This is a genomic window from Desulfomonile tiedjei (genome assembly GCA_016212925.1).
Classification (GTDB): Bacteria; Desulfobacterota; Desulfomonilia; order Desulfomonilales; family Desulfomonilaceae; genus JACRDF01.
Map to the genome: position 1 here is coordinate 91,120 of JACRDF010000040.1, position 24,028 is coordinate 115,147.

Genomic DNA, 24,028 nt, shown 5'->3' on the forward strand with positions numbered 1-24,028 from the left:
GCTTCCATCTAGGCGCTTTCTCAATTTCGCCGACTAACGCGTCGGTGTCAAACAGAAGAAGGCCCGCTGCCGCGGATTGCCTCGCCGGGTAATGTGATGCGGTCGGCCTGCAACAATTACCCCCGCAGGCTGTCCAATAACCCTCCCAGGCATCAAGGCCATTTCTGGTCAGCAATTGCGGATGTGTACCGCGAATTCCGGGAATGCTGCCCCAGGAGAGGGGTTTATTATTCCTTTGCGCGCTCTCTGTACTGCTTGATTCGATGGGGAAGCGAGTACAAATACTCGAGTAAGAAGTCGAGAAATTTAACGATGTCGCGCACATCTTCTGGATCGGCGGGGCCTTGTGAGGGTCCCGGATGGGCAGCATCGTTGCCAAGATCCCGCACGTGATCAGACCAATCTTTCATGATGGGGGGCAAAATCCCTTTCGCGGCTAAATCATCAATTTCTTGCTTCAGGTTCTTGCCCTGCGCCTTGCAATCCCTAAGTGCCAGCTGAAGAGCACTCCGCGCCATCACAGAGGCGGCGTCCCAGTTTTCGTCACGAACGTTCCGCTTCGCTTGTAACCAATAGCGTCCAATTTGTTCTGGCCAGTGTTCAGGATACCTTTCCAGTTTCAACGGCCAAGGAAGAACCCGGTATTCGTGGTAAGCATGATCAAGCGAGTGCTGCGTAGCCGACCACAAAACCATTACATAGCCTTTGCAGTTTCCGCACTCAATGGTGTCAAAATTTAGTCTTTTGTAGGAATTGGGCTTCTTCTTCTCCGCGTGAAAGACCTGGGTGAAATTACCTCTCTCCATGCAGAAGGGGCAAGTGATGTTGTCCACGTTCAATGTTCCGCCGGAATTGCCTGCCCTCTCTCCTAATTGCCACCAACTGTCCATTGATAACCTTCCTGCCTTTCATGATCAGGCCCAATCGAATTCCGGGAAAACACCATACCCAATCCGCGCATCGGATCGGAAATCCAGCACTGTGTCCGCATATTCCCGAAGCTCCTACCTGTTCCCGGCATGATCCTTCTTGGCGAGTCGCCCAAGCGCCTCACTGAGGCTCTGTTCGATAAGTTCCTCGTCCATATGATCCGTATGACCCACGCGAAGGACCACTTCTTCACTGAATTCGCCTTCACGGTCAACGCGGCGAACAATCAACTCCAATGGAGCGGATCGTGTATCTCCAGTCTTTATCCCCTCTGCTCTCGCCCTAATGATAGTAGTGACGAGGTCCACAACGCTTTTGGCCAGAGTTATGCCAGCAGTAACCACGGCCAAATAGACTAAGAGTTCTGGGCCGCTTTCGTGTTCTTCAAAAGCCATTTCCTCGGAGGTGCCGGATAACTTCCTGAGACTCGCGTCGATAATGCGGTACGCGTTCGGAGAATGCTCTCGATGGAAACAACCCATCTTAACACGGATCTTTATGGCGACCGCAATTTCATCCTCGCGGGGTGGCCGCCGCGCCTCGAAGCGACGCCTACGGCCGCGAAAGGTTTTCTGCCACTCATCGTCCATTGTGTCCTCCATGGACAAGGGAAATCGGGAGTCACCATACCCAGTTTCCTCCTCGAATCGAGAATCGGGTAAGGCGTCCACAGATTCTAGGGGCTTACAGACTATATAATGGACTGCAACGGCGAAGGCAACTCCATTTTTTCCTTATTGTGAACCACAGAGATGGAGCGGATGGCTTTGCACGGGCACGGCACGCCGTGCCCCTACATCCCTGCGCGCTCTGCGGTGAGGTTCTTGTGCATTTCCGGCACAGCCCGCCCATGACTAAACGGATACACAAAGAAATCAATATTCCTTGAGCCAACCATCTGATATTGTGCAGAAGGGAAACTGCACGGTGGCTTTCCATTCAGTTTGGATCTTGGAATAGTTTCAAGAACCCCGTAACGGGAAGGAAACATTGTGAAGGACACCGTTGGCGTCGCGACGGAACGCGCGGGCTTCGTAGGGGCGGACCCCCGCGTCCGCCCTAGGCTGTTGGCATGACCTCGGCCAGGGCAGGCGCGGGGGCCTGCCCCTACATTCGGCTGTACCTGCGTTCCAGGCGGGATTTGGCTTAAGGTCCCTAGCGCGAAAAAAACGACTGTCAGTCCGCGTAGTGGCGGCTTATAGCCCGCCCTACGTTGGCTCTTTATGAAAACGCACGGATAGCTACCGGCAAGATGCCGGCGCTACTGGCGTTTTCATGATTCGTTGTGATGATCTTCGCCGTGAGAGTTGGTATAGAAGCCTCGTGGCGTGAAAAGAGGCATCGGGCCTGCGTGCACCACACCATTGGCGGCCCTGTCGACAATGGTGCAATATATGGGAGTTTTTGGGGAGGGGTCCGGGGAGGGCGTTTTTGCAAAAACGTCCTCCCCGGAAAATCTCCCCGAAACTTGCAGGTTTTGAAACATGTTGGAAAAACGCCCCATCAAATCACTTTTTCTGTCTCCTCGGTCTGTGGTCTTTGTTGGTGTTCCGCGCAAAAGCGGTCCGGGCGCTTTGAATCCTGTAGATAATCTCAGGAACTGGGGTTACCAGGGACGGATCAGTATTGTTCATCCGCACGCAAAAGAAATAGCAGGCATTTCCGTTCTATCAAATGTTTCCCGCTTGAATGATGAAGTGGATCTGGCAGTAATTTCCACCCCGAGAGAAACCATTCCGGGCATCGTGAGACAATGTGGCGCGAAGGGCATCAGAGCTGTGATTGTCACCAATCAAGGTTTTGCTGAAGCTGATGAGCGGGGAGAGGAATTGCAGAGAGAAATGCTTGCGGCTGCCGGGAAGTTCGAGATGCGCATTCTAGGGCCGAATACACTCGGGGTCTCGAACGCATTCAACGGATTCAATTCCTCTTTCATGCCGCTGCCTCGGGAAGAGGTGCCTGTCGGACTCGTCTGCCAGTCCGGGGTTTTCTTTGTGGGTGTGAATCATCTTGTCAGCGGTATGGGCATCGGAATAGACGTTGGAAACGCGTGCGATTTGAACATCGTTGACGCTCTCGAATGGCTGGGAGAAGAGCAGCGAATAAAGGTCATTGCGCTGCATGCCGAGGAAATTCCTGATGGGAAACGTTTCCTCGAAGTTGCCGAAAGAATCGGACGCCGAATTCCCATAGTGGCCTTGAAGACGGGGAGGTCTCAAGAAGGGGCCAGGGCGGCTGCTTCGCACAGTGGTTCGCTGGCGGCTGATGACAGAGTAGTTGCTGCCGCTTTCCAAAAGGCCGGAGTGATTCGGATTGATGAGACTCAAGACCAGTTGGACCTAGTTCGAGGTTTCCTTCGGCTCCCTCCAATAAAAGGCCCCAGAATAGCCGTGGTCACCCTGACCGGCGCGGGTGGAATTATCCTCCTGGACTCCATGGAAAGACACGGCCTTGAATCGGCAAAGCTGTCCAAGGGGACCATTGACGCCATTCAGAGCTTATCACCTGATTGGATGGGGCTTACAAATCCGATAGACATCTGGCCCGCAGTGATGAAACATGGGATGCGCAAGGCCTATACCACAGCCCTACGAGACGCCTTGGCCGATCCCGGCGTTGACGGGGTGCTCTGCTTTGCGCTTGCACTTGGCGATGCGGAACAGAAGCATCTGGGCGCCGAAGAGGTGATCCAGCAATTGTCCGATAAGTTCGCCAAGCCGGTTGTAGTCTGGACCTACGGGCCACAGCGTGAGGACGCGGCGAGGAGGGTAGAGCAACATGGCCGAGCCCTGGCAGTGCCGAGCCTGGAAAGAGGCGTCAGATTGTTGGCTTCAATGGTCCGGTACGAAAACTGGAAAAACAATGGAACGTGCCTTGTCCCGTGAATGACCCAAGATAACCGGCCATCCAAGCGGAGAGGGATCGGCTATGTCATTGCGAGCGGAGCGAAGCAATCTCAGTGGGTAGCAGAGGCGCCGGAGATTGCTTCGTCGCTCCGCTCCTCGCAATGACATTAATTTGCATGATGGCCATGTAAAGGACATGGAAGTCAATTGTGGGACCCAAACGATGAACCAGTTTCTTCCGCGCATTACTTCGTAATTGAAGATGATTCGCAGAAGGGGAGGCAGCGCCTTGTATGAACTGAAATACGATGAGGCTGTTTGCGAGAAGTGCGAAACCGTGGACTGTCTGACGAAGTGCCGGTACATGGCGCTCGATTTGAAATCGGCCAAGGAAGAGAGGCTGCGGCTGATTCGAGGCGAGGACAGCAGGGTCCTCAGGGACTGCATAACCTGTTATGCATGTGAGGAATACTGCCCCCACGGCAATCATCCTTTCTACCTGCTCGTGGACCGTCAAGAGCAATCCGGAGCTTGGCCGGTTCCCATCCCGTTGACCAAGCAACAGATCAAAATGATGGCTCCGAAGGGGAGAATAGTACCGGAGAAGGTTCACGCTCCGGTTTTGAACATGTGCTACTTTCCCATGCTCAAGGGATGCATCCAAGGGAAGCTTTTCGATGGTGTCTCCACAATGGTCGGCAGCGACATCTTCTGCAACATAATGTGGCTGCATTTTGCCAAGAACTCGACTATTCGAGAGCGCCTGCCTCAAATGATCGCCAACATCTGGCAATATTATCTGAAAGACAGCGACACCAATGAATTGATCTGCTATCACGACGAGTGCTACGGCACATACACGCAACTCGCGCCTGCATTCGGCATTGACGTGCCGTTCAAATCGATTCATCTGTTCGAGTTTCTTACAAAGAGGCTGGACGAGTTAAAGGACCAGATCCGGCCTCTGGCCATGAAGGCCGCTTATCAGAGGCCATGTTCCAACAGGCTTGTCCCGGAGACTCAGCACTGGGTGGACGAGATTTTCAAGCGTGTCGGTGTTGAGAGGGTCGAACGTGAATACGACCGGGAGAACGCTCTCTGCTGCGGAGGAGTGCTCAGGCTTCAACAGCGGGAGGAACTGGCCGATGATCTGGTCAAAAGAAATATCGACGACATGTTGGCTGCCGGAGCAAATATTTGTGTGTTCAACTGTCCTGCTTGCTTTTTCACGATGGGTCAGACCGTCGCGGAACGTGGGCTGATGCCCATACTCATGAGCGACCTATGCCGCGCGGCCCTTGGTGAAAAATGGACAGGGGTGTTCTGATGGAAGAGATCTACAAAGAACTCGTGGCAATCGTAGGGGAACGGTACGTTTCAAATCAGCCTGAAGAGAAGTTCATCTATTCCAGAGACCCTGGGACAATGGAGCCGTCCGAACCGGATTTCGCGGTCATGCCGGCTAGCACGGAAGAGGTTCGGGAGCTAATGCTCCTGGCCAACCGCAAGAAAATTCCAGTCGTGCCAATGGGCGGAGGTCTTGTTCTTTCGGGCCTTTCCCGGCCTTTGAAGGGCGGGATCGTCGTTGACATGAAAAGGATGAACCACGTCCTTGAGGTCAACGAGAAGAGTCGGTACGCAATCGTCGAGGCCGGAACATCTCAGGGCATGCTCCAGGCATACTTGAAGAAACATCATCCGAGCCTCAAGCATTCTGTGCCGGACGCACCGCCCATTGCCACCGTTGGCGGAAACGTGCTCATTCACGGCTCGGGGCATCTGTCCCACGCGGCCGGTTTTCACTCGGAAATGCTCAACGGAATTGAAGCCGTCCTACCCACGGGAGAAATTGTCCGGGTAGGCTCGTGCTCCACGAGCCCTTACTGGTTTTCGCGAGCTCCACTCCCGGACCTGGCTGGGCTGTTCCTGGGTTGGGCAGGGACAACGGGGATTGCGACCAAACTTGCAATAAAGCTCTTTCCCAACCGAGCTTTGAATGATGTTGCTATTTTTGTGGTCGAAGATGCTGAACTGGCCCCGGATATAATCCATCGGATTACAGGCGTGGGCCTTGCCGAGGACGTGACCGCTTGGATGGCGCCCAAGCCGGACTGGGCTGAAGGTTTTATTCATGTGAACATCAACTACTCTGCGGATAGTAAAGATGAACTCGCCTGGAAGAAGAACCTTCTTCGCTCTCCCCTTAAGAAATATATGGACGCGAAGACCGGAGGCTTCATGATGCTTCCGCCGCCGATGAAGAAGCCCTTTCTTGAAGCGCCGGCGTCTCAACTTACCCGCTTCGCGGACGTCAGAAAAGGAGGGGGATTCGAGTATGTTGGGGCTATCATGCCTGTTGAGCTTTTTCCGAAAGCCCATCAAGCGGGCCTGGACATCGCCGCACGATGTGGAACAACGTATTCCACGGGCGCCAGGATTTTGGGCATGGGTCACTGCATGATGTTCTTTTATGCTTATCCTTTCAACCGAGCTGACGCCGCGGATGTAAAGCGAGCCCAGACGGCCCTGGAAGAAACGAACCGAGCTGCACTCGATATGGGAGGAATTCCTTGGAAAGCGGAAGCTCCAGCCCAGAAACATATCATCAAGAGGATGGACAAGCACACCTTTGAACTCATGAACCGCATTCGAGGAATCCTGGATCCCAATGGAATCATGAACCCCGGCAACTGGGAGGCGGACTGATGGAACACTCTGAAATTCTCCACAGATGCTTTCGGTGCGGATATTGCAAATTACCGAGCAGTTACGCGGACCTGAACTGTCCATCCTACTTGAACTTCCGCTTCGAGACCTATTCGCCGGGAGGACGTATGTGGCTCCTGCGCGCGTGGCTGGACGGAGAAATCAAGACTAGTCCGCGATTTGCCGAAATCCTCTATTCGTGTGCTACGTGCGCAAACTGTGTTGAACAGTGTGTGTTTCCCAAATTCAAAGACGACATCTTGAACGCTTTTATCGCAGGTCGAGAAGAACTTGTTGCGACAGGGGCTGTGCCTCCGGCTGTCAGAGACTACTTCAAGAGCATCCATTTGTACGGCAATCCTTACAAGATGCCCGAGGCCGACCGTGGAAAATGGGCCGACGGTCTTGGCCTGGAGCCGTATTCACGGCACGAGTATTTGTTCTATGTCGGGTGCGTCGGGTCTTTCGACGAACGCGGCCAACGCATGGCTCGGTCCGTTGCCGGCCTCTTGAAAAACATGGGGATATCATTCGGGATATTAGGCGCTGAAGAGTTTTGCGACGGCAATGATGTCAAAGCCATGGGAGAAATGGGGTTGTTTGACCACATCGCGCAAAAGAACATCCGCAAGTATCAAGATCTGGGGGTCCAGAAGATCGTCACCCTTTCTCCGCATGCCTATCATGCCTTCAGGAACGAATACCCGGAACTTGGCGGCAATTTTGACGTGTGCCACTATAGCCAACTCCTGGCGCCATTGATCAAAAAGGCGCGGTTCAAGAAATCTGAAAGCCCGATAAGAGTCACTCTCCACGACCCCTGTTACCTGGGAAGACACAACAAGGAATACAGAGCCCCCAGAAAGATTCTGGCGGCAGTCCCCGGCGTGCAGTTGAAAGAAATGGACCGGGCCGAAAAAGATGCCCTCTGCTGCGGTGGAGGAGGCGGCAACCTGTTTACTGAAATGTTGGGTGGAGGTCCTGACAGTCCGGCACGAGTACGAGCCCGGGAAGCTGCCGCGACGGGCGCTCAGGTCTTGGCCGTGGCTTGTCCGGGATGCTCGAGGATGCTCGACGACGCGGTCAAGGCGGAGGCCTTGCAGGATGATCTCGAAGTAATGGACCTGGCTGAGTTCGTAAACAGACGGCTCGCTGTTGATTGAAGCCGCGTTTGCGTAGGGTCCTCTCGGCCACCAGGGGGACAGCGCCGGCAGTATAACCCGTACCTGACGTAAGCAGAGTCTTCGGAAAATTCTTCATGTACGCAATCGTGGCGGCGTTGGTTATGGGCAAGCTGCCGAGCGGCTTCAAACCGATTGCCCAAAATAATGTCCGATTAGCTATGAAAAGATGGTTTTCGGCAATACGGCTATTTCAGGCGATTTCATTGTAGCGAGTGCCACTGCCGGACCAGCCCGAAGTGGCACCATCAAACCAGGCTCGGGATATGCTCCGAATAATGTCGGGGTGTTAGTGGTGGAAGGAGAGGGATTCGAACCCCCGGTACGTTCCAAAATATAGCCTGATTCTAGTCTGTTATGAGAGTGATTTTCTGATTGCATATACGTTGCATACAAACCACCTGTGGAGGGTGGGGGCCCTGCCCACCACAGGAAATGCTATCCGATGTAATACACCATGCCGAACCGCGCAGCCCCTGCACTTCATGTATTACAACTTCGCCTGGATTCATCGCATTTTGCGAGGTGCACCCGCGATGGAAGCCGGAATATAGACCATCTGTGAACACAGGAAGAAATTGCGAGGTTGATAGCCTGAGGCAGGAAATGGTTGGGCTTGACATCATTGTACAACACAATTGGGACTTAGTGCTTTGAGATTATGTTGAGATTTTCTCCTGATCTCGCAGAAACGATAGAGGTCAAGCGGATTTGCCATGTAATAACAGGTATCCAATAACTTCTTGGCCTCCGTAGTTGAGACGGCCAGGCGATGCAACTTGCGTATAAACGAATCCGCAGTACGATAGTGTCTCTCGTGACCACCATGTTGCTGGCCTTCCATCAAGAAAATCAAGTATGCTTTGCGCTTTCTTGCGGCATGCCAGTTTTTGCCCATGACCTGCTCGGAGTCAAGGTCTAGAAGCCTAATCAATGGACTATCATCTGGAAGCGATGTTTCGCAATCCAATACCGTGTGTACGTCATTTCTTGCGCCGTAATAGTTGGCATCTGCGTCAAGACATCCACACGCATGGTAAAACCGAGCCATCCGCAAAGTGTGCCCTTCCAGAGAAATTGAAGCAAGAAACTTTACCAATACTTCTTTTCCCTTAAAGGAAGGACATTCTCCTCTTTTACATTTTCCCAAGTAACGATCAAAGAGGAAATGACTAAGAGTTCTTCTTGCACTATGATAACTGCTTTTTCTAAGGTCATTCCTGATGTGACCGGGAAGCGCGACGAAATCTGGAAGGCAACGTTCAATTGCGCTTTGAAGTGTTGTTCGGTAATTATCAGCGATATGCTTATTGGTGGCTCCAATGTCGTCCAATGCGAGTTCTATAGAATGAAGGGACGACTTTAGTTCGTCACCACCTTCTCCTTTCAGTTCAATTATTTTCTTCAGCTGTCTATCGAAACTATTAAGCTTTTCCTCAACATAACGGCGCCGTTTGAAAAGATCTCGCTCCTTCTCAGCTTGAATATCGGACTCATTCCTTTGTGCGATCCTGCTTTCGAACGCTTCATCCGTCATGGTTCCTGCCCCTTCGTGTCGTCGTCCTTACGGGCTGACTTTTCTTTGATTTCCTTTATCTCTTCCTGCATCGCTTTGGCTATGCTTCTCTCTTCGCCCTTTTCTATGGATGGAGCCTGTCCTATTTGTTTGATTATCTCCATCTGGCTCTCAGAATCATCAACGAAATTGGTGAGGGCTTTAGCGACGTTAGTCTCCGCACTGAGTTCAAATTGCCCCACCAGTTTCTCCCTCATTATAAACGGGCCAATGAAACCCAGAAAAATAGCCAAGTCCAGCTTCAAACCTCCACTATGCATATGAATCGCTGCCGCAGCCAGCAAACCGGCAGCAGCAGCATAGCGCAGAGTAAAACAGAAGAGGTCATATCTAACGCCCTTCTTAGCTTCCTTGAATCTCAAGAGCATCGATAATAAGTCTATATTATCCTTTCTTAGGGATTCCTTTTTCAGATTGAAGAATTGGAAGAGAGGAAAAGAGATGAAGGCCGCTACGAATGAACCGGCAAAGTTTATCGACCAACGGCCAAACGATAGGGACGCCAGCACATCGAAAAAATGCTGGATGTTATGGAAAAGACGATCTAAGGAAACGAGCAGTGATGGGCAGCAAAACCATAAGACTACTGCAAATAACACCAAAGAAACTGCCACCACCCATCCAACGATGGCAATAACATTCCAACGGGCAGTCTGCAGTGCCGGGAACGCCATCCCCCTCGCCTCTTCGGAAAACCAGTAATAAATTGCATCAGCAAACGCAAACGGACGGAGTCTCCGGCTGGGCAGTCTGCCTGAAACTTGACGAAGGAGCAATCGACTGAACATCGGCTTTCAATCGGAGTAATCTGTCCTTTGCTTCTTTCAGCAATACTGTTCTTTTATCGATGAGATGCGGGCCAAACTTCGCCATCATTTTGGTCTTAATCTCCTCCCTCGTCTCATCCGGCTTTTCTTGGCTTTCAATTAAGTCAGTGTACTTGTCCAACAACGCAGTTAATTCTTTTTCTACAGCACTTTCTAGCTCTTTGGTCTCAAGCTGCCTGTTGATATCTGCGAGTTCACCGTCGATTCTTCGGAGGATGTCTGCGAACTTGGTGGCATATGGTTCCAAGAGATTGCTGGATAGGCTCATCTTTCTTCCTCACATCGGCGTTGGGTCATTTCTTACCGACTTGGCAGTGCCCCCTAGCCTTCCTTACTAAAAGCCACCGAATTGAATGGCCATAATGATAAGTGGCTTTTTTTAGCCTGTCAATCATTTTCGGCACTTCAATAACCTTTATTATTTAAGACTTATTTATGTTTCAGATGTTTCATGGCAGAAACAGGATCGCTTGACGCTTGAACCGCTCCTTTGTCCGTGTCCTCATCTCCCATGAGTTTCTGCGATACCAAAAAACTTCTGTACAACGCGCTGTTGGCCAAGGACGATGTAGTGACAGAGGAAGAAATTCAGACTCACCCACAGTCCAATATTTTGCAGCCTGGACAATTGACCTTTCGATGGCTTATAATCTGCCCAGCTTTCTCGATGGTTGCGAAATCTGTCCCTCAAAACTCCGCTTTCCCTGGAGGCTTTCATGCCGGGAAAGATTATCAGCATAATCAACTTCAAAGGTGGGGTGGGTAAGACGACCCTTGCCGCAAATTTCGGCTCGTGTCTCGCACAAGAGTACGCCAAGAAGGTGCTTCTCGCTGACCTAGATCCGCAGTGCAATGCGTCAATCTGGCTGCTCGGCGAGCCTCGATGGAAGCTTATCAACAATCAAGCGGCCCTGAATGAGACCACGCGTAGCTTGTTCAACAAGCATTTCAGACTACGCTTCTGCCTCCGGCCGTATCTCGATCATGAATCGGACAACTGGCTCCCGCTGTTCCACCTTCTTCCTGCAAGCTTTCATCTGATTACTCTGGAGGACAGGATCTTCAAAAGGGAGGGTATGCGCCGGCTTCGTGATTCATATCAGCAATGTGATGAGTGGAGGTATCTTGAAAAATACCGTGACCGGCTGAAGGGTCTCTTTGATTACACGATTCTCGATTGTCCGCCCAACCTATATAATGTCGCCAAGAATGCCCTTTTTGCGGCAGACTATGTGATCATTCCTTGCACTCCGGATTCCCTGTCAACTGTTGGTCTTAGGCTGCTCATCCACGAACTCGAAGAAGCGATCAGGCGACGCCTGAAGTATGAAACGGCGCTGCGGTTACCAACCATTCTTGGAGTTGCACTCACCCGGTACAGAGCCACTGTCGGAGACCATCAGGCTGGGGTAGACAGCATCGTTTCCACAGTTTCGCAGCTGCGGACCAGTGGGAGCATGGTTGTGGACAGTCAGACGGCAGTATTCACCAGCCAACCATTGCGAGAATACATCGCGCACTCAGAGACAGTCCAGCACTCACAACCGCTCTGCCTCTATGATGCCAAATGTAAGGCTTATGGTGATGTCAAAGCTTTGACGCAAGCCCTAGTTGAGGCGCTTGGGGCGCGGGAGATACCAGCATGACTCCACGTGAAGAAATCATAATGATCACGAAGGAGCTGAAAGGCTTATTTGATGGCAAAGCCAAACTGCCCGCCTCAATGATTCCTGACACCATTGCAGAGGTTCTAAGCCATCTGAGAGCCGCCTGGTCGGAACTTCAGCCCTGGCTACCCATGTCGGAGGCCCAGAAGCGGAAAGCCTTGAGTCATCCCGTCAGTGCACAAATCAGGAACCTCGTTACCATGGAGCCTACACGAACAAAATTCTTCACTGCCGCTTACCTAAAAGCGAAGTTTCAGGCCCTTTCAGCAGACAAGAGACTCGTGATTCCCAAGGCACCAAGATCAGGGACCGAAGCACTTGACGCTCTCATCTGCTACTACTGGAAACAGGAGACTGAAGGCGAGCACCCGTATCTCAAGGCCTTCCGCGAAGAGTTGGAATGCGATTTCCAGAACTATCCGCCGGTCAAACAGCTTAACGAAGCGCGAGAGTTGTTCAGAAAGCTTATGACCATGCGCGACATTGAGGCTATCACCATGGCTTTAGAAAACCAGTTTCCTGATGACACGTCGCTCAGTGCCTTTGCCAAGGCTATCAAGATCAAGCCTGTTACGCAATCACGATCCAAAACCGCTCTTAGAAAATCGCCTCACGAGCGTATGGCCATAGCGATTTCTCAGCACGGACAGATAGCACGGATGGTCCTAAAGTGATGGTCAGTTCGACATGAAGCGAAAAGAACGCAATCTGAGGGACGTTGTCCGCAACTTCCCAAATCTGATTGATCCTATGCTGAGGCCCATGCCTCTCGGAAGGGTAGGAGACATCAATGTATGCTTGCAAGAAGAGCCGCTTCCGGAGTGTGGGGGAAGGCTGGATATCGCCTTTGTCACCAATAAAACAGTCTATTTGGTGGAACTGAAGAAGAGAGACGTCGGTCCGGCCGCTGCGAAGCAAATTCTCAGCTATCTTGCCGCTCTGTCCATTCGTTATCCGTTGCATGAAGTCCGTGGCTTTCTCGTGGGCACGAGATTGAAAAATGAGGAGGGAGTGGCGTCGGTCCTTGAAGGCCAGGGGGTACAGATGCTCTTGTTCGGCCGCGAACTCCCTGCGCTCAACCGGATCACTGCGTGTCCGGCCTGTCGGGCCGGTATGGACGTAGCCAGAAATGTGTGTCCGGTTTGCGGTGGTTAGTTTTTTCTCCGCTAAGACTGGTAAAAGGGCGGAGGCCGGAATACCCCGAATCACTCTCAGAAACCCGCTTTTCCCCCGTTGGCTGATTTGTTTGGCGCCGCAGGCCTCCGCACTACAATAATGGCCGCGTAGGATAGACAACGCAGAGGGCCTCAGCGCCTTAGGCCCTGGAGAATTTGCATACACTCTGCATACACATTTCCAAGGGGGCGACAAGGAAGATAGTCCAATGATATAGAGGCGTTAACTGGCGGAGGGAGAGGGATTCGAACCCCCGGATCTTTCGATCAACGGTTTTCAAGACCGCCGCCTTAAACCACTCGGCCATCCCTCCGAGAGCGAATCCTAGCCGATGCTACCTCGGCATGTCAAGGCGCATCGCGAGCGATACCAATGTGCTTTCATTTCAGCAACACTGAAAAGATGCCTAATACAACCTCGCTTTCAAACTGTGAAGCCGACTTTGCCGCAAAAGCAGCACTGACCTGGTGCCTGGGCAAGCGGCCGATTCAACGCAGGATCCCTTGCTTGCACGCGCATTGGCACTACGGGTTCCTCCTGAACCATGATCTCACCTTCAACCGACAGAATGCGTGTCTTTGTACGCATTGTCAGACTCCTGGTTTTGTTTAGCGTCAGCCCTGTGAAATCGCACAGACACTGTTGTGCCTCCATCATTGGCAATCTTAAGTTCGCCGCGGAGTTGTTGGGCAAAAATTCTCACCAGACGTAGCCCCAAGGAATCGTATTCGGACTCGGCCATTTTTTCTGAAAACCCTATGCCGCTGTCACAGACCTTCAGCTCAACCTGACCATCATTCAGAGAATGAAGCAGTATTTCAATCCTTCCGCTAGGACGGTGAGGAAATGCGTGTTTCAAGCAATTGGAAACCAGCTCCGTGGCTATTAATCCCAGAGAAATTGCAGAATCCACGGTAAGCGTAAGGTCTTCAAATTTCGTCCTCATCTCTATCCCTGTTGCCGCGGTTTCGTACGAACTGTGAACGTGCCTCACAAGCGAGCCCAGATAGTCCGCGGCGTTAAGCTCAGAGATATTTGGAGACTGGTAAAGCTTTTCGTAAGCGGAGGCCATAGTTACTATTCGGTTTTCCGACTCTTTCAGTATGGAAGCAAACTGCCCATCGTCGAGGGTCCTTCGCTGCACTCGAAGTAGACTGCAAACCACCTGAAGGTTATTTTTTACGCGGTGGTGAATTTCGCGCATTAGGACTTCTTTCTCCTCCAAGGAAGAGATCAATCGATTCTGAGTGGCTTTCAGCTCCGACACATCGACGCCCACACCGCGAACTCCGACTATTTTGCCGTGCCGTGTGAACGGGTTTGCATAAACAATGACAGGCACATCAACACCCTGAACCGTTTTCAGGTTGTACTCCACTGCTGCCATTTTCATTCCCGCGAAAACGCCTCCGAATTCCCGATGGGCCCGGTCCCAATCCTCCGGGGCCCAGATCTCCGAAGGGGCCAATCCGCCGGCGAGGTCGCGCGCAGAGCGACCCATCATGTCGAGACCGGCGCGATTAACAAACGTGAAATTGCCGTTCAAGTCGAGTTCGAATATCAACTGGGGCAGCAATTCGGCCAATTCTCGGTACCTGGCTTCGCTCTCCGTAAAAGCCTGTTGTGCTCTATTCCGTTCTTGAATTTCCGATAGAAGTTCTTCGTTAAGCTTGGCGGCCTCTTGTTGCTTTTCCATAACTGATAGCAGCAGATCGTTTTTCTCGAATCCTAGTCTCAAGGACTCCTCGTTCTTCTTGCGAACGCGATCACCGGCAAGAACAAGTCCGGCACAGTACACCAACATCAGAATCCCGACTACCAAGTGTATGAAATCGAATTCGTAAAAGCATCTCAGAGCCACAGGAATGCACTCTGCACAAATGGTGGGAAGGTAGCAGGCCTTCAGTGGTGAATATGCCGCGAGAGCCGCCGCGCCGACCCCAGCCATAAAAAAGGTCAGAAGAAGCTGATGCGGAATGGAATTGTCCGGAAATAGAAAAATGCCTGCCATTCCCCAACTGAGACCGTATACGAAGATTATCCTCGCGAAGCGGACGCCCCAAGGAATGGTGTCTGCAGGGGAGGGCGAAGACCTTTGGAATCGTCGCACCAGACGAAATCGCACTATCTGAATGCTGAAATAGACTGCCAGCCAGGCCAGCAAGCGCCGCGGGGAGACGACGTCCCACAGGGCGATGGTCAACGCGAGCGCAGTGATCTGCGCCCCAACCATTCCGGGTACGGACACGGAATAAAGCTGCCGGATTTGTGCGGAGCGTAGTTCGACGAGCCGGTCATGGAAGGTGCCGGGGTTTGGGGGCCAGTTTTCGAGCGGCTTCAACGCTTGTTCCATGCTCCCCGCCTTCGTGGGTTCCGGATCCAAAGCCGGCGCCCCCCGGATGCTGCATCGACCAGTCAAGCCATGGCGATGGTTGTCAACAAGAAAGAAGGCCAATAGTGCAGCATTACTCTCTCGAGTTGGTGGGAGTCAAGCCTTTCTTCTTTAGAATTCGCGGGGCTTGACAGGCGGATTGCGCAGGACGCGACTCCTTTGATAATGTCGCCATTCATCGACCCGTTGGCAACGGACCTGACGCGCGTGTGGGGCAGTGTGGGGCAAACCGCCCTCCGACGACCTTCACCCTGGTGGGGCGCACACGCAACGGTTCCCTATTTTTGATGCGCGATATTAAATGTGGTCGGATCTGTCAAAAGAGGCGGGCGAACCGGGGCTTGAACCCGATTCGGCCATCAAACCGTTTTTAGGTCTTTACGGCCCCGGAAATATGAAAACAAACCAGAAATCCCAAGCTCCGCGCTGTCTGCCACGAGAATAAATAAGGATACTGCAAAAAGGGCTGTGTCACGCAGAATATGGTACATGCTTACCCGGCCTGGAGACGCCGCCGCGGAGCTGAAACATCCGCAGTCTATGTCCAACCCGATGGAAAAGGCATAAACAAGGGCCCCCAGAAAGACGGCCAGCATACCTGTGGTCAACAAAGCAGAGGGTTTCGTCTGAAAACCGATGATGAGAAAGATACCGGCCAGCATCTCAATCCACGGGAGCGTCAGGGCAACTGCATTGCTCCATTCCTGTGGTAATAGGCCGTAGTTCCTGATTGACACCGCGAAATCCAGTGGATCAAGAATCTTGTACACACTGGCATAGATGAACAGGCCGCCGATGATGAGTCTCGCGGTCAATGTCAGGTACTTCACTTCTTATCCCTCGTATTCGACCGACCCGCAGGGTGGCTCGCACCTCCGTTCCACTTTGCGGCTGAGCCGTTAGGCTAGGAGAACCATACGCCTCCCTTGAACAAAAGGCCTACCTGTATTTTGAGTCACGCTCTTGCCTGTCACAGACGGTCAAAATCGGCCTTCTCTCCAGAATCTCTTCGACTATGTCTTTATAGCCCTGGTCGGAAGCCAGACTCAACGCGGTAAAACCCTTTCTGGTTTTTACATTGACATCAGCTCCTCTTTCAAGGAGCAGGCGGACCGTCGGACTATGGCCCCGCACAGACGCGCACACTAAAGCAGTCTGATCGTATTTGTCCCTGGCATTGACGTCCGCGTGATTGTCGAGAAGCAGAGAAACCACCGAGAGGTGACCCTTTGACGCCGCGGCCATCAAAGCAGTCTTGGCGAACTTACTCGTCGCGTCGACGTTCGCTCCGTTCTGCAAGAGCAATTTCGCCGCGTCTTCATGGCCCATAAGCGAGGCACGGTTAAGGGCCGTGTTTCCTTCCCGGTCGACGGAATCCACATGCGCCCCTCGGTCCAGGACTTGTCTCAACTTGTCAATGTTGCCCGATGTTGCCGCTTGCACAAGGCTTGCCGACGACTCACTTCGATGACCGGCAAATACCGCAAAAAAAAGAACGCCTGTTACCATAAAGGGCAATATAATTGCTAGCTTATAACCTATCTTCAATGCCATGCACTCCTTGTTTATCCAAATATTTTAACCTCCGCAGCCCGCTCGGGTATGCTGTCTGTGATTTCCGCAGAGGCTTTTTGTTCCCGTGCCGTGCTGATTCTTTCTTCTTATCGGTCTCCCGAATTGAAGGGCTAATTGACTACTCGCACGGATTGGAGCGTCTCTCGCCTCCAGGTCCTCCGCACGGCTCCGCACTGTTGCGAAGTCTGGCAGGCTGCCGTGAGCCACGGCCGGGCGACCAACATCTATAATCCGAGAGAGCGGGGAAATCAAGAGCAGAGAGGACGTCCTGTAACACCGCAGTCATCCCGTGGAAATGGGGGAACTCGGCAGGACCCACAGTAGGACTGCGTTTGTTGGCGGCCTATCCTGTACCGCGAAGATGAACCGGCAGGTCGTCTCGGCAAAGGCAGCCATTATTTACTGCTCATCGGGCTGAGACGCGGGTCTCCACCGACCGATCGCCGACCTGGAAGGGGCTTCGCGAGCTTACTTGCTGATCGTAAGGCTCTTTTGGCTCAACACTGGGCAGGCCCCAGTGGTATTTGATCCTCTTCGTGGCGTCAGTGGTTTGGGACAATCCTTCCCGACGCGGTCCCGCGGCACTTTTGGCCTTTTCTTCCTGCCCGCCTGGTATCGGCTTGTCAGCCCCAGGTGCAAACCGTTGAACGTTGCCGGAATTGTCACTTAAGGTGGCATGCTGGATTCGGCTCGCGGCCGAGTCCAGGTCTATGGAGAGGCGGTAAACGCGTTTGGGGTCGCCCCGATCCGCCAGTTCAACGAAGATTAGGCCGTCTTTGACCCCTGATGTCTTGATCGCCATCCCTGAGGGCTTCTCAACCTTTGGAGGCGAGGGTGCTTTGGTGGAGCGAGCTACTGTCTCGGCCTTTTGGGAAACTCTTAATGCAACAGGTGCCGGCGTAGACCCCGTTCCCGTGCGAGGAATGGAAGCCGTTCGGTTGTCCAGGGCAACTACCACGAGGTTGCCCTGACGGTGGACCTTGAAGGCTGGAACCGGGTTTTCACCGAAATCCGCAACCACTCGGATGCGTGAATTGACCTTTCCAAGGCGTATCTCATTTATGAGATCTCCGCCGATTTTGGTCCTGGCCGGGACTTCGCGGCCAATTCCAGCGTCGTCGAAATCCACTACAAGTCTGTAAGGCTGATTAATGACAAATGCTGTGTGCTTCCCAAGTGGCCCGTCACCTTTGATCATTATTTGCCTGAAGTCGGGTGACACCTGCACGCCTGTAACATTCGCGGGGTTCGCGGCCGGGGCCTCGCTCCAAAACGCAGCCAGCAGTATGCAGGCAAACATGGTGACGGTCCGTCGCGATAAGTTGGTCATTGTCCTATCCTCTCCTGATTGCCGCGGTTCAGGGCCCGGACCCGCGCGGGCCACACGCGGCCGGCGCGGGAAGTCTCTCTTGGAAAGAAGAAGCCGCGGAAGAAATTTCCGAGTAGAGGATAGCATACGGAGCCATTTATGTCAAAATAAATACCGTAAAATTAAATCATTGATAAATTAACTTAAAGTATAGTGTCATGGCAGGTGGAGGTCTGTTGGCCAGGAAGGTTCGCATGAATGGGAAATATGCCAGCAAGTACAGGGAAGGACACGATGGTAATGGCCGGAATTAATGTTCGATCGCTCTTGGGGTGCCCCGGAATGATCTCAGTGGATCGAATCGCCGCTAGCGCGGTGTTTCAGCGGACGCCACTGCCGAAACTGTCTCAGAATAAGTGACCGGAGGATTTCTTATGTAGGGGCGCTTCGAGAAGCGCCCTAATTTCGGGCGGTTCACGAACCGCCCCTACCGGCACAATGGGTACTACGGTGAAGCGGTATTTGCGCTACTTCACCTTGATCGCCTTGGCGTTCTCCCAGAGCCCGTGAATATTACATAGAGAAGTGGCAAACAGCTCACCTGATTTCTTGATCTTGAGTTTGGTAACCACCGAATGATTCGTGTACACAGGCCCTGTGTTGGGGCCTTCTACAGACTCGCCGTGCGCGGTGAACTCGTAATTTCCGATCTGATAAGCAAATTTGTCGCCGTCCGGCTTGAAGAATAGCTGAATCCACCTTATGTGGTGCTCGGTAGTGTTTGGATGGGCCACTTCCTTGCCCAAGGAGACAGTCACGTCAAACATTGTGTCCGCTGTGACTTCATCAGGACACTCGATGACCGGCACGTGCTTCTCGGTTTTCCAATCCGCGGTCTGGTACAATTCGCCAACCTTACCCATTTTGTCCCTCCCTATGCAGCATTTAGTTTGTGTGTCAACCTGACGGCAAATTTTAGCAGTTGCCGTCGAGTCCTGCAAGATAACACCCAGTCAGGTAGTGGGCCAGCTTGAGTTCTTCTATCTCCAGCGAAAACAACTCCTTTCGTCACCCCGTTGAAGAACGGGGTCCAGTCTGCTTTTCCTGGATTCCGGCCCCGGTTTTCACCGGGGTAAACTTGGGGATCGCCGGAATGACGGTAGGGCTACGTCCACCGAATCCGAATTTTCAAACTGACCCGCTTCCACACCATTCGGAAGGTCTGGACAAGGCCGCCAATTCCAGGCACATCTCCAAAAAAAAAAGGCCCCTTCGCGCCGCGCGAAGGGGCCTGTGGTCAATTACACCCATGATGAACTGTCTCGACACTTCTCACGCAAAACTAATGGTAGCCTACGCCGCAGAATGGTGTGTCCATGAACTCCGGTGTGTTGCAGATTATATGTCTAGACCCGTCCTGATGTTGGGAGACCCAAAAACCGAATTCGTCATCGGGCCAGACTTCCACCATCGGACGATGATCGCGGTCGTTAAATCTTGATTCTTCGGTTTCTTTCAGAGCGTTCATGAAATCGCTCTTGATCGACATGGCAGCACCTCCTCTCTTCGTTCATTTAATATATAGATGCAATGCATGAGAATTGGATTCGAAATTGTTTTGGGCAGGAACAAAGCAAAGAATCGCTGAGTGTCTCGGCACGGGCTCAACCGGGCCTGCTGCGCGTTATTTCGAAGATGCTGATTTCCCTGTCGGGGAACCCGTCCAACCGGATGACCGTTTCAGTTTCAATGCAATCAAATCCCTTGCCTATCAGACGCCCCAAGAACCGGCTGACAACCAGTCTCTTTCTGTCGGCAAGGATCAAGCGTCCGTTAGAGGCTAGAATCCGGTCAATGAGCTTGATCAGAGAGCCATGAAAGAAATAATCATAGACAATCTCCGAACCAAGGATCAGGTCAAACTGGCCGACATCATCGGGTCCTTCCCAGTCCAGGAGGCGAAAATCGGTTTCATCTTCTCTAAGACGGTTCAGTCGGCAGTTTTCCTCGGCAAAATGAAGGGCTTCGGGAACGTAATCCGTAAATAGGACCCGGGCGCCCGACAACTCGGCGGTTATCCCCACCAGGCCCAGACCGCATCCCAATTCGATGGCCTTGTGGCCGGCCAAGCTGTCCAGTGCGGCGATGTGCCGAGATAGGGCCACTGACGCAGAGGTTATTCCCCACCAGCAAGATAGCCGCAGGCCGTGCTCCTCTTGTTCGGCCGGAACGCGCATGCGAACCTCGAACCTTCCTATTGGAAGAGAAATGACTTCGGCCTTGGATTCGATCCTAGGGTCCAATGTTTCTCCGGTCCTCCTGTTGACTTTTATTACCACCACTATATGTTGATCCTCAAGCCGGACTGCGTGGAGTTAATGCCCAATGAAGGCGCTGAGGGTCAGATCGCCGGCCAAGGTTAATCTTCATCTGAAAGTACTTGGCCGACGACCTGACGGATATCATGACATCGAAACGCTCTTTCAGGCAATCGATCTGGAAGATGAGCTGATTATCGAGGCCGGTCAGGGCAGCAGTGTCCTCGAAGTCCCTGGTCATGCGGATTTGGAGACTGCGAGCAACCTCGTAATGCGTGCCATCGGCTGGATTGAGAGCGAAACAGGGAGAAGCATTTCGGTCAAAATCCGATTGAGCAAGAAAATACCGGTGGCTGGAGGCCTGGGCGGTGGCAGCTCGAACGCAGCAGCGACCCTCATGGGACTAAGGGATCTGTTCGATTTGCCTCTCTCTGATGAACGCCTCGCGGTGGGAGCTTTGAGCATCGGTGCCGATGTTCCTTTCTTCCTGAAAGGAGGCACCGCGATTGGAGAGGGAATAGGGGAGCGCTTAACCCAAGTGGCTGTGCCAAGCGACTATAGCATGATTCTGGTCAATCCGGGCTTTTCTGTCTCCACTGCTCTGGTTTACGGTGGGTTTTCCGGAACCTTGACAGCCAATGCCGGCAAAGGTAAATTACGAAATGTGCTCAGGGAATGGCCTGGGTGGGAAAGCATATTACACAACGACCTTCAACCCGTGGCAGCGGGCCTGCATCCCGAGATCGCGGCAATTCGTAAGGCCCTGAGGGATGCCGGGCTGAACAAGGCCCTCATGAGCGGAAGCGGTCCCACTGTGTTCGGTTTGGGCGAGCCCGAGGAATTGAAACAGGTTGCAACGCGGCTTTCCGCGACTTGGAACTGTATATTGGCTCGGCCCTTGGATCGAGGCATATTAGTCGATTAGATCATCCACCACCCTCCCTTTGCTTTGACAGGGAGCGGACCTGCTGGGGCGTCGTCAAGCGGTAAGACACGGGAATTTGGATCCCGCATTCGGAGGTTCGAATCCTCCCGCCCCAGCCAATAACTGATTGATATCATTGAAGTTAACCCCTCCAAATTCCTTCAATGAGTCGTCAGTAAAGTCTCACCATTTATTCTTCGATGAATGCCCCCAGCCGTGACAAAGAAACTGGTTTGTCCTACAAACCATAGTATTTCGTTATCGTCTCACGCAAGAGCTTACCAGCTGCCTCTAAGCCGATGTTCCACACCCCCTCTGCTGCCTTACTCATCATCTTGCCAATCCAGCCGGAAACTTTTGGCCCAAAACCCTCCTTCATTGTTTTTTCTGACTCCAGAGCCATTCGCAATTCTTCAGTGTCCTCTTCCAACACACCGTTTTCGAGAAGAACGCACTCCAAGGAAGAGAAATCTCCAGTGGCTACATTGAACACGATTTTGGATGAATTTGAGGTTCCAACCAAATTTGCCGAGCCGCCATTAACAATAGTATTGAAGATTTGAGTCACCCTTGCCTCCTCTAGCGTTGTAGGGGCAGTGCTTGCCAATTCACCTGCCTCCGGCGCTTCTTTCAACACAGCGAGCGCAAAATCCAAGATACGATTCCGGACAGCGTTGAGCAATTCGACAAGCTGGCCTGTCGGAAATATTGCCCACGCCTCAATACAGTTCTGGTGCTCGTAAACGTCCTCTCCAAGGGTCAAGGCCAGATCTCCAGTGTCTACTTTTATCCTTCCGTCACCAACCTTCGCCAGCATGGCCTCAACAAATGCGATGCTCTGCCTACACTCGTACCGCTGAAAGTGCTCTCTGGATCTCTCAGGAATACACGCCAGTGGGACAGGAAGGGTTTTCAGTCCTGAACCCAGTGGCCCGACGAAAGTTCCCTTAACCTGAAGGCTCCAAACACGGTAATCAGGGACTGTAACATGATCGGGGTAGCCATTTGATTCCCAGACGAGCCAATCCTCCAGGGGCTGGCTACCGAGTCGTGCTCCCAGGAGTTTGCATTTCCGCAAAAGCGTTCCTAGATCGCTCTTTGCATCAACCGCAGCGCTCTGAATATCTTCCAAGAGTGTCATTATTAGCTCCTAACCATAGCCGATACCGCATCTAAAGGTGACTGAAACTTCTCGCATTTCACGCCCTCACGGAATCTTCAATTCTCCCTTCCCTATGGTCACGCGTGAACACGTGAACTTGTACGAAAGAAAAGCGTCATCATGGCTCATCCTGTATCGCTTAGTACCTACGCAACCAACCAAGACACCATTCCCCTTCTCGATCATTTCATAAAAAGTAGTACGAGGCTCTGCCCTTGTTGCACGCATCTTGTTATTCGATTTCTTAGGGTCTAAGGCCAGTATTCCTGGAAGAGGCATAAAGGTTTGTTGGTCGGTGAACTCAATGATCTCTAAGTACACATTATCTCCAGGAACCTCTTCATTTTCTGCTCGGACGTCATAAAAAGACGCATATTGCTTTATGGTTCCCGACACGAGAGTACGGGCTAGAGGGAACACTCGTGCTTGACCCAGCTTTAGACTGTAGTTGGGTTTAACAAAACCCAGTTTCAATCGAAGCCAACACAACTGCTTGTCGGTCATAAGGCGTAAAGTAATACCACCAACAAACCCCAGGATAGATCCCACAAAGGCAGCAAATAACAGCTTTACGATTTCCCACATAAGCGGGGCTTGCGGGGGCGAGGGGCTAACGTCCATGTGCTGCTCCTGGTTCACTCTTTAGGAAGAAAGGGCCGGGAGACTTCCCGTGTAGGGAACACTCCGCGACCCGTTGGTTACAAGATTGCGAGACTAGGATCTTCCTATGACGATTGCGATCTGTAGATCGACGCCTTCAGGAAGAAACCACGTCCGACCGAGTCGAAGCCAAAAGTGAGCCGTCCAGGGACCTGCCCTGCTGCTTATGGTTTCCATAGGACCCCCTTTCCGCTCCCATCTCGTAAAAAAGATTTGACTCTGGCCGGTGATGTAGACTAAGAGGAAATTGCCAAATTACGACTTAGTCGTCACGGGACAGAGCCTCCATTACAATATGGGGGCTGTGTCGTTTCCAGGGGCAATGCCCCTTGCGGGGCCAATGGATACCGCCACAACATCTAGTGTGTCAAGGGGAAAAAACAGGGGGGCTTGACCGCGGACCTTAGGCATTCGAAATTGTGGGTTATATTTTTTAACAGAATGAAATCACCGAATAATCGCTAAACCCGCGATTTGTTAGGAGCGTAGGGCCATAACTCCTTACCGCCTGGAACGCGCCGATAACCATAACCTGGGGGGACCGGCTATTAGGTCGCTTTCAGAGCCATACTAATATATAGTGGTGTAATTACTCAAGTTTGGGGTGTTTGTGCGAACTTTAATGAGTGATTTCCGCATCGCGATTTGGCAGGTGGGCGCAACTCATGTCAATATTTTTAAATCCCTGAGATTTCACCGGTTACCACCAAACTCCACTTTGATAATGGATTCTATTCGGATAGATTTGGAAGAATAATCGGCTGGAGAGAATGGATAA

General features: G+C 52.3%; 22 protein-coding genes and 2 tRNA genes. 9 read left to right on the plus strand and 15 right to left on the minus strand.

Annotated features, from left to right (window positions below):
- Window positions 1-227 precede the first annotated feature (227 nt).
- Both HY913_16520 and HY913_16525 read right to left on the minus strand, forming a co-directional pair.
- The gene (locus tag HY913_16520) at window positions 228-890 is read right to left on the minus strand and encodes a DUF4145 domain-containing protein (GenBank protein ID MBI4964881.1); all 663 of its coding nucleotides are present in this window, start codon (window positions 888-890) and stop codon (window positions 228-230) included.
- Between the two features lie 114 nt (window positions 891-1,004).
- Window positions 1,005-1,520: a hypothetical protein gene (locus HY913_16525; GenBank protein MBI4964882.1), complete on the minus strand. Its 516-nt coding sequence runs from the start codon at window positions 1,518-1,520 to the stop codon at window positions 1,005-1,007.
- 894 nt (window positions 1,521-2,414) lie between these two features.
- Between HY913_16525 and HY913_16530 the strand changes: the two genes are divergently transcribed.
- The 4 genes from HY913_16530 (at window position 2,415) to HY913_16545 (ending at window position 7,645) form a co-directional block, all read left to right on the plus strand.
- Entirely contained in the window at window positions 2,415-3,815 is a 1,401-nt protein-coding gene (locus HY913_16530; protein ID MBI4964883.1) for a CoA-binding protein, read from the plus strand.
- 250 nt (window positions 3,816-4,065) lie between these two features.
- The gene (locus tag HY913_16535; protein MBI4964884.1) at window positions 4,066-5,103 is read left to right on the plus strand and encodes a (Fe-S)-binding protein; all 1,038 of its coding nucleotides are present in this window, start codon (window positions 4,066-4,068) and stop codon (window positions 5,101-5,103) included.
- On the plus strand, window positions 5,103-6,482 hold the full coding sequence (locus HY913_16540) for an FAD-binding oxidoreductase (GenBank protein ID MBI4964885.1): 1,380 nt from the start codon (window positions 5,103-5,105) through the stop codon (window positions 6,480-6,482). The genes HY913_16535 and HY913_16540 overlap by 1 nt, the downstream gene beginning before the upstream one ends.
- The gene (locus HY913_16545) at window positions 6,482-7,645 is read left to right on the plus strand and encodes a (Fe-S)-binding protein (protein ID MBI4964886.1); all 1,164 of its coding nucleotides are present in this window, start codon (window positions 6,482-6,484) and stop codon (window positions 7,643-7,645) included. Before HY913_16540 ends, HY913_16545 begins: the two co-directional genes overlap by 1 nt.
- A 640-nt stretch (window positions 7,646-8,285) precedes the next feature.
- Here the strand turns inward: HY913_16545 and HY913_16550 are convergent.
- Genes HY913_16550 through HY913_16560 form a run of 3 tightly spaced genes read right to left on the minus strand, consistent with a single transcriptional unit; the run spans window position 8,286 to window position 10,334 of the window.
- Entirely contained in the window at window positions 8,286-9,200 is a 915-nt protein-coding gene (locus HY913_16550) for a hypothetical protein (protein MBI4964887.1), read from the minus strand.
- Window positions 9,197-9,913: a hypothetical protein gene (locus tag HY913_16555; GenBank protein ID MBI4964888.1), complete on the minus strand. Its 717-nt coding sequence runs from the start codon at window positions 9,911-9,913 to the stop codon at window positions 9,197-9,199. Before HY913_16555 ends, HY913_16550 begins: the two co-directional genes overlap by 4 nt.
- Before the next feature lie 37 nt (window positions 9,914-9,950).
- Window positions 9,951-10,334: a hypothetical protein gene (locus HY913_16560; protein ID MBI4964889.1), complete on the minus strand. Its 384-nt coding sequence runs from the start codon at window positions 10,332-10,334 to the stop codon at window positions 9,951-9,953.
- A 448-nt stretch (window positions 10,335-10,782) separates the two neighbouring features.
- On the opposite strand from HY913_16560, the gene HY913_16565 reads away from it, so the two are divergent.
- Genes HY913_16565 through HY913_16575 form a run of 3 tightly spaced genes read left to right on the plus strand, consistent with a single transcriptional unit; the run spans window position 10,783 to window position 12,888 of the window.
- The gene (locus HY913_16565) at window positions 10,783-11,712 is read left to right on the plus strand and encodes an AAA family ATPase (GenBank protein MBI4964890.1); all 930 of its coding nucleotides are present in this window, start codon (window positions 10,783-10,785) and stop codon (window positions 11,710-11,712) included.
- Window positions 11,709-12,407, plus strand: coding sequence for a hypothetical protein (locus HY913_16570; GenBank protein MBI4964891.1), 699 nt, complete (start codon window positions 11,709-11,711; stop codon window positions 12,405-12,407). Before HY913_16565 ends, HY913_16570 begins: the two co-directional genes overlap by 4 nt.
- Window positions 12,408-12,420: 13 nt before the next feature.
- Window positions 12,421-12,888 (plus strand): hypothetical protein, encoded by a 468-nt coding sequence (locus tag HY913_16575; GenBank protein MBI4964892.1) that lies wholly within the window; start codon window positions 12,421-12,423, stop codon window positions 12,886-12,888.
- 248 nt (window positions 12,889-13,136) lie between these two features.
- Here HY913_16575 and HY913_16580 read toward each other — a convergent pair.
- The 8 genes from HY913_16580 to HY913_16615 all read right to left on the minus strand — a co-directional run bounded on the left by HY913_16580 (window position 13,137) and on the right by HY913_16615 (window position 20,488).
- A tRNA-Ser gene (locus HY913_16580) sits at window positions 13,137-13,222 on the minus strand.
- Between the two features lie 243 nt (window positions 13,223-13,465).
- Window positions 13,466-15,262 carry a PAS domain S-box protein gene (locus tag HY913_16585; GenBank protein ID MBI4964893.1) on the minus strand — a complete coding sequence of 599 codons (1,797 nt, stop codon included), beginning with the start codon at window positions 15,260-15,262 and terminating at the stop codon, window positions 13,466-13,468.
- Window positions 15,263-15,660: 398 nt separating this feature from the next.
- Entirely contained in the window at window positions 15,661-16,131 is a 471-nt protein-coding gene (locus tag HY913_16590) for a DoxX family membrane protein (GenBank protein ID MBI4964894.1), read from the minus strand.
- 109 nt (window positions 16,132-16,240) lie between these two features.
- The gene (locus tag HY913_16595; GenBank protein MBI4964895.1) at window positions 16,241-16,849 is read right to left on the minus strand and encodes an ankyrin repeat domain-containing protein; all 609 of its coding nucleotides are present in this window, start codon (window positions 16,847-16,849) and stop codon (window positions 16,241-16,243) included.
- 433 nt (window positions 16,850-17,282) lie between these two features.
- Complete coding sequence (locus HY913_16600; protein MBI4964896.1) at window positions 17,283-18,206, minus strand: AMIN domain-containing protein; 924 nt, start codon at window positions 18,204-18,206, stop codon at window positions 17,283-17,285.
- Window positions 18,207-18,712: 506 nt separating this feature from the next.
- Window positions 18,713-19,108: a class II SORL domain-containing protein gene (locus HY913_16605; protein MBI4964897.1), complete on the minus strand. Its 396-nt coding sequence runs from the start codon at window positions 19,106-19,108 to the stop codon at window positions 18,713-18,715.
- 419 nt (window positions 19,109-19,527) lie between these two features.
- Window positions 19,528-19,734, minus strand: coding sequence for a hypothetical protein (locus HY913_16610; protein ID MBI4964898.1), 207 nt, complete (start codon window positions 19,732-19,734; stop codon window positions 19,528-19,530).
- A gap of 115 nt (window positions 19,735-19,849) precedes the next feature.
- The gene (locus tag HY913_16615) at window positions 19,850-20,488 is read right to left on the minus strand and encodes a methyltransferase domain-containing protein (GenBank protein ID MBI4964899.1); all 639 of its coding nucleotides are present in this window, start codon (window positions 20,486-20,488) and stop codon (window positions 19,850-19,852) included.
- Between the two features lie 82 nt (window positions 20,489-20,570).
- On the opposite strand from HY913_16615, the gene ispE reads away from it, so the two are divergent.
- Both ispE and HY913_16625 read left to right on the plus strand, forming a co-directional pair.
- Window positions 20,571-21,428 carry a 4-(cytidine 5'-diphospho)-2-C-methyl-D-erythritol kinase gene (gene ispE / locus HY913_16620; protein MBI4964900.1) on the plus strand — a complete coding sequence of 286 codons (858 nt, stop codon included), beginning with the start codon at window positions 20,571-20,573 and terminating at the stop codon, window positions 21,426-21,428.
- Window positions 21,429-21,472: 44 nt separating this feature from the next.
- Window positions 21,473-21,547, plus strand: a tRNA-Gln gene (locus HY913_16625).
- A gap of 119 nt (window positions 21,548-21,666) precedes the next feature.
- On the opposite strand, the gene HY913_16630 is transcribed toward HY913_16625, so the two are convergent.
- Window positions 21,667-22,569 (minus strand): hypothetical protein, encoded by a 903-nt coding sequence (locus HY913_16630; protein MBI4964901.1) that lies wholly within the window; start codon window positions 22,567-22,569, stop codon window positions 21,667-21,669.
- Window positions 22,570-22,635: 66 nt separating this feature from the next.
- On the minus strand, window positions 22,636-23,211 hold the full coding sequence (locus HY913_16635; protein MBI4964902.1) for a hypothetical protein: 576 nt from the start codon (window positions 23,209-23,211) through the stop codon (window positions 22,636-22,638).
- Window positions 23,212-24,028: the final 817 nt, after the last annotated feature.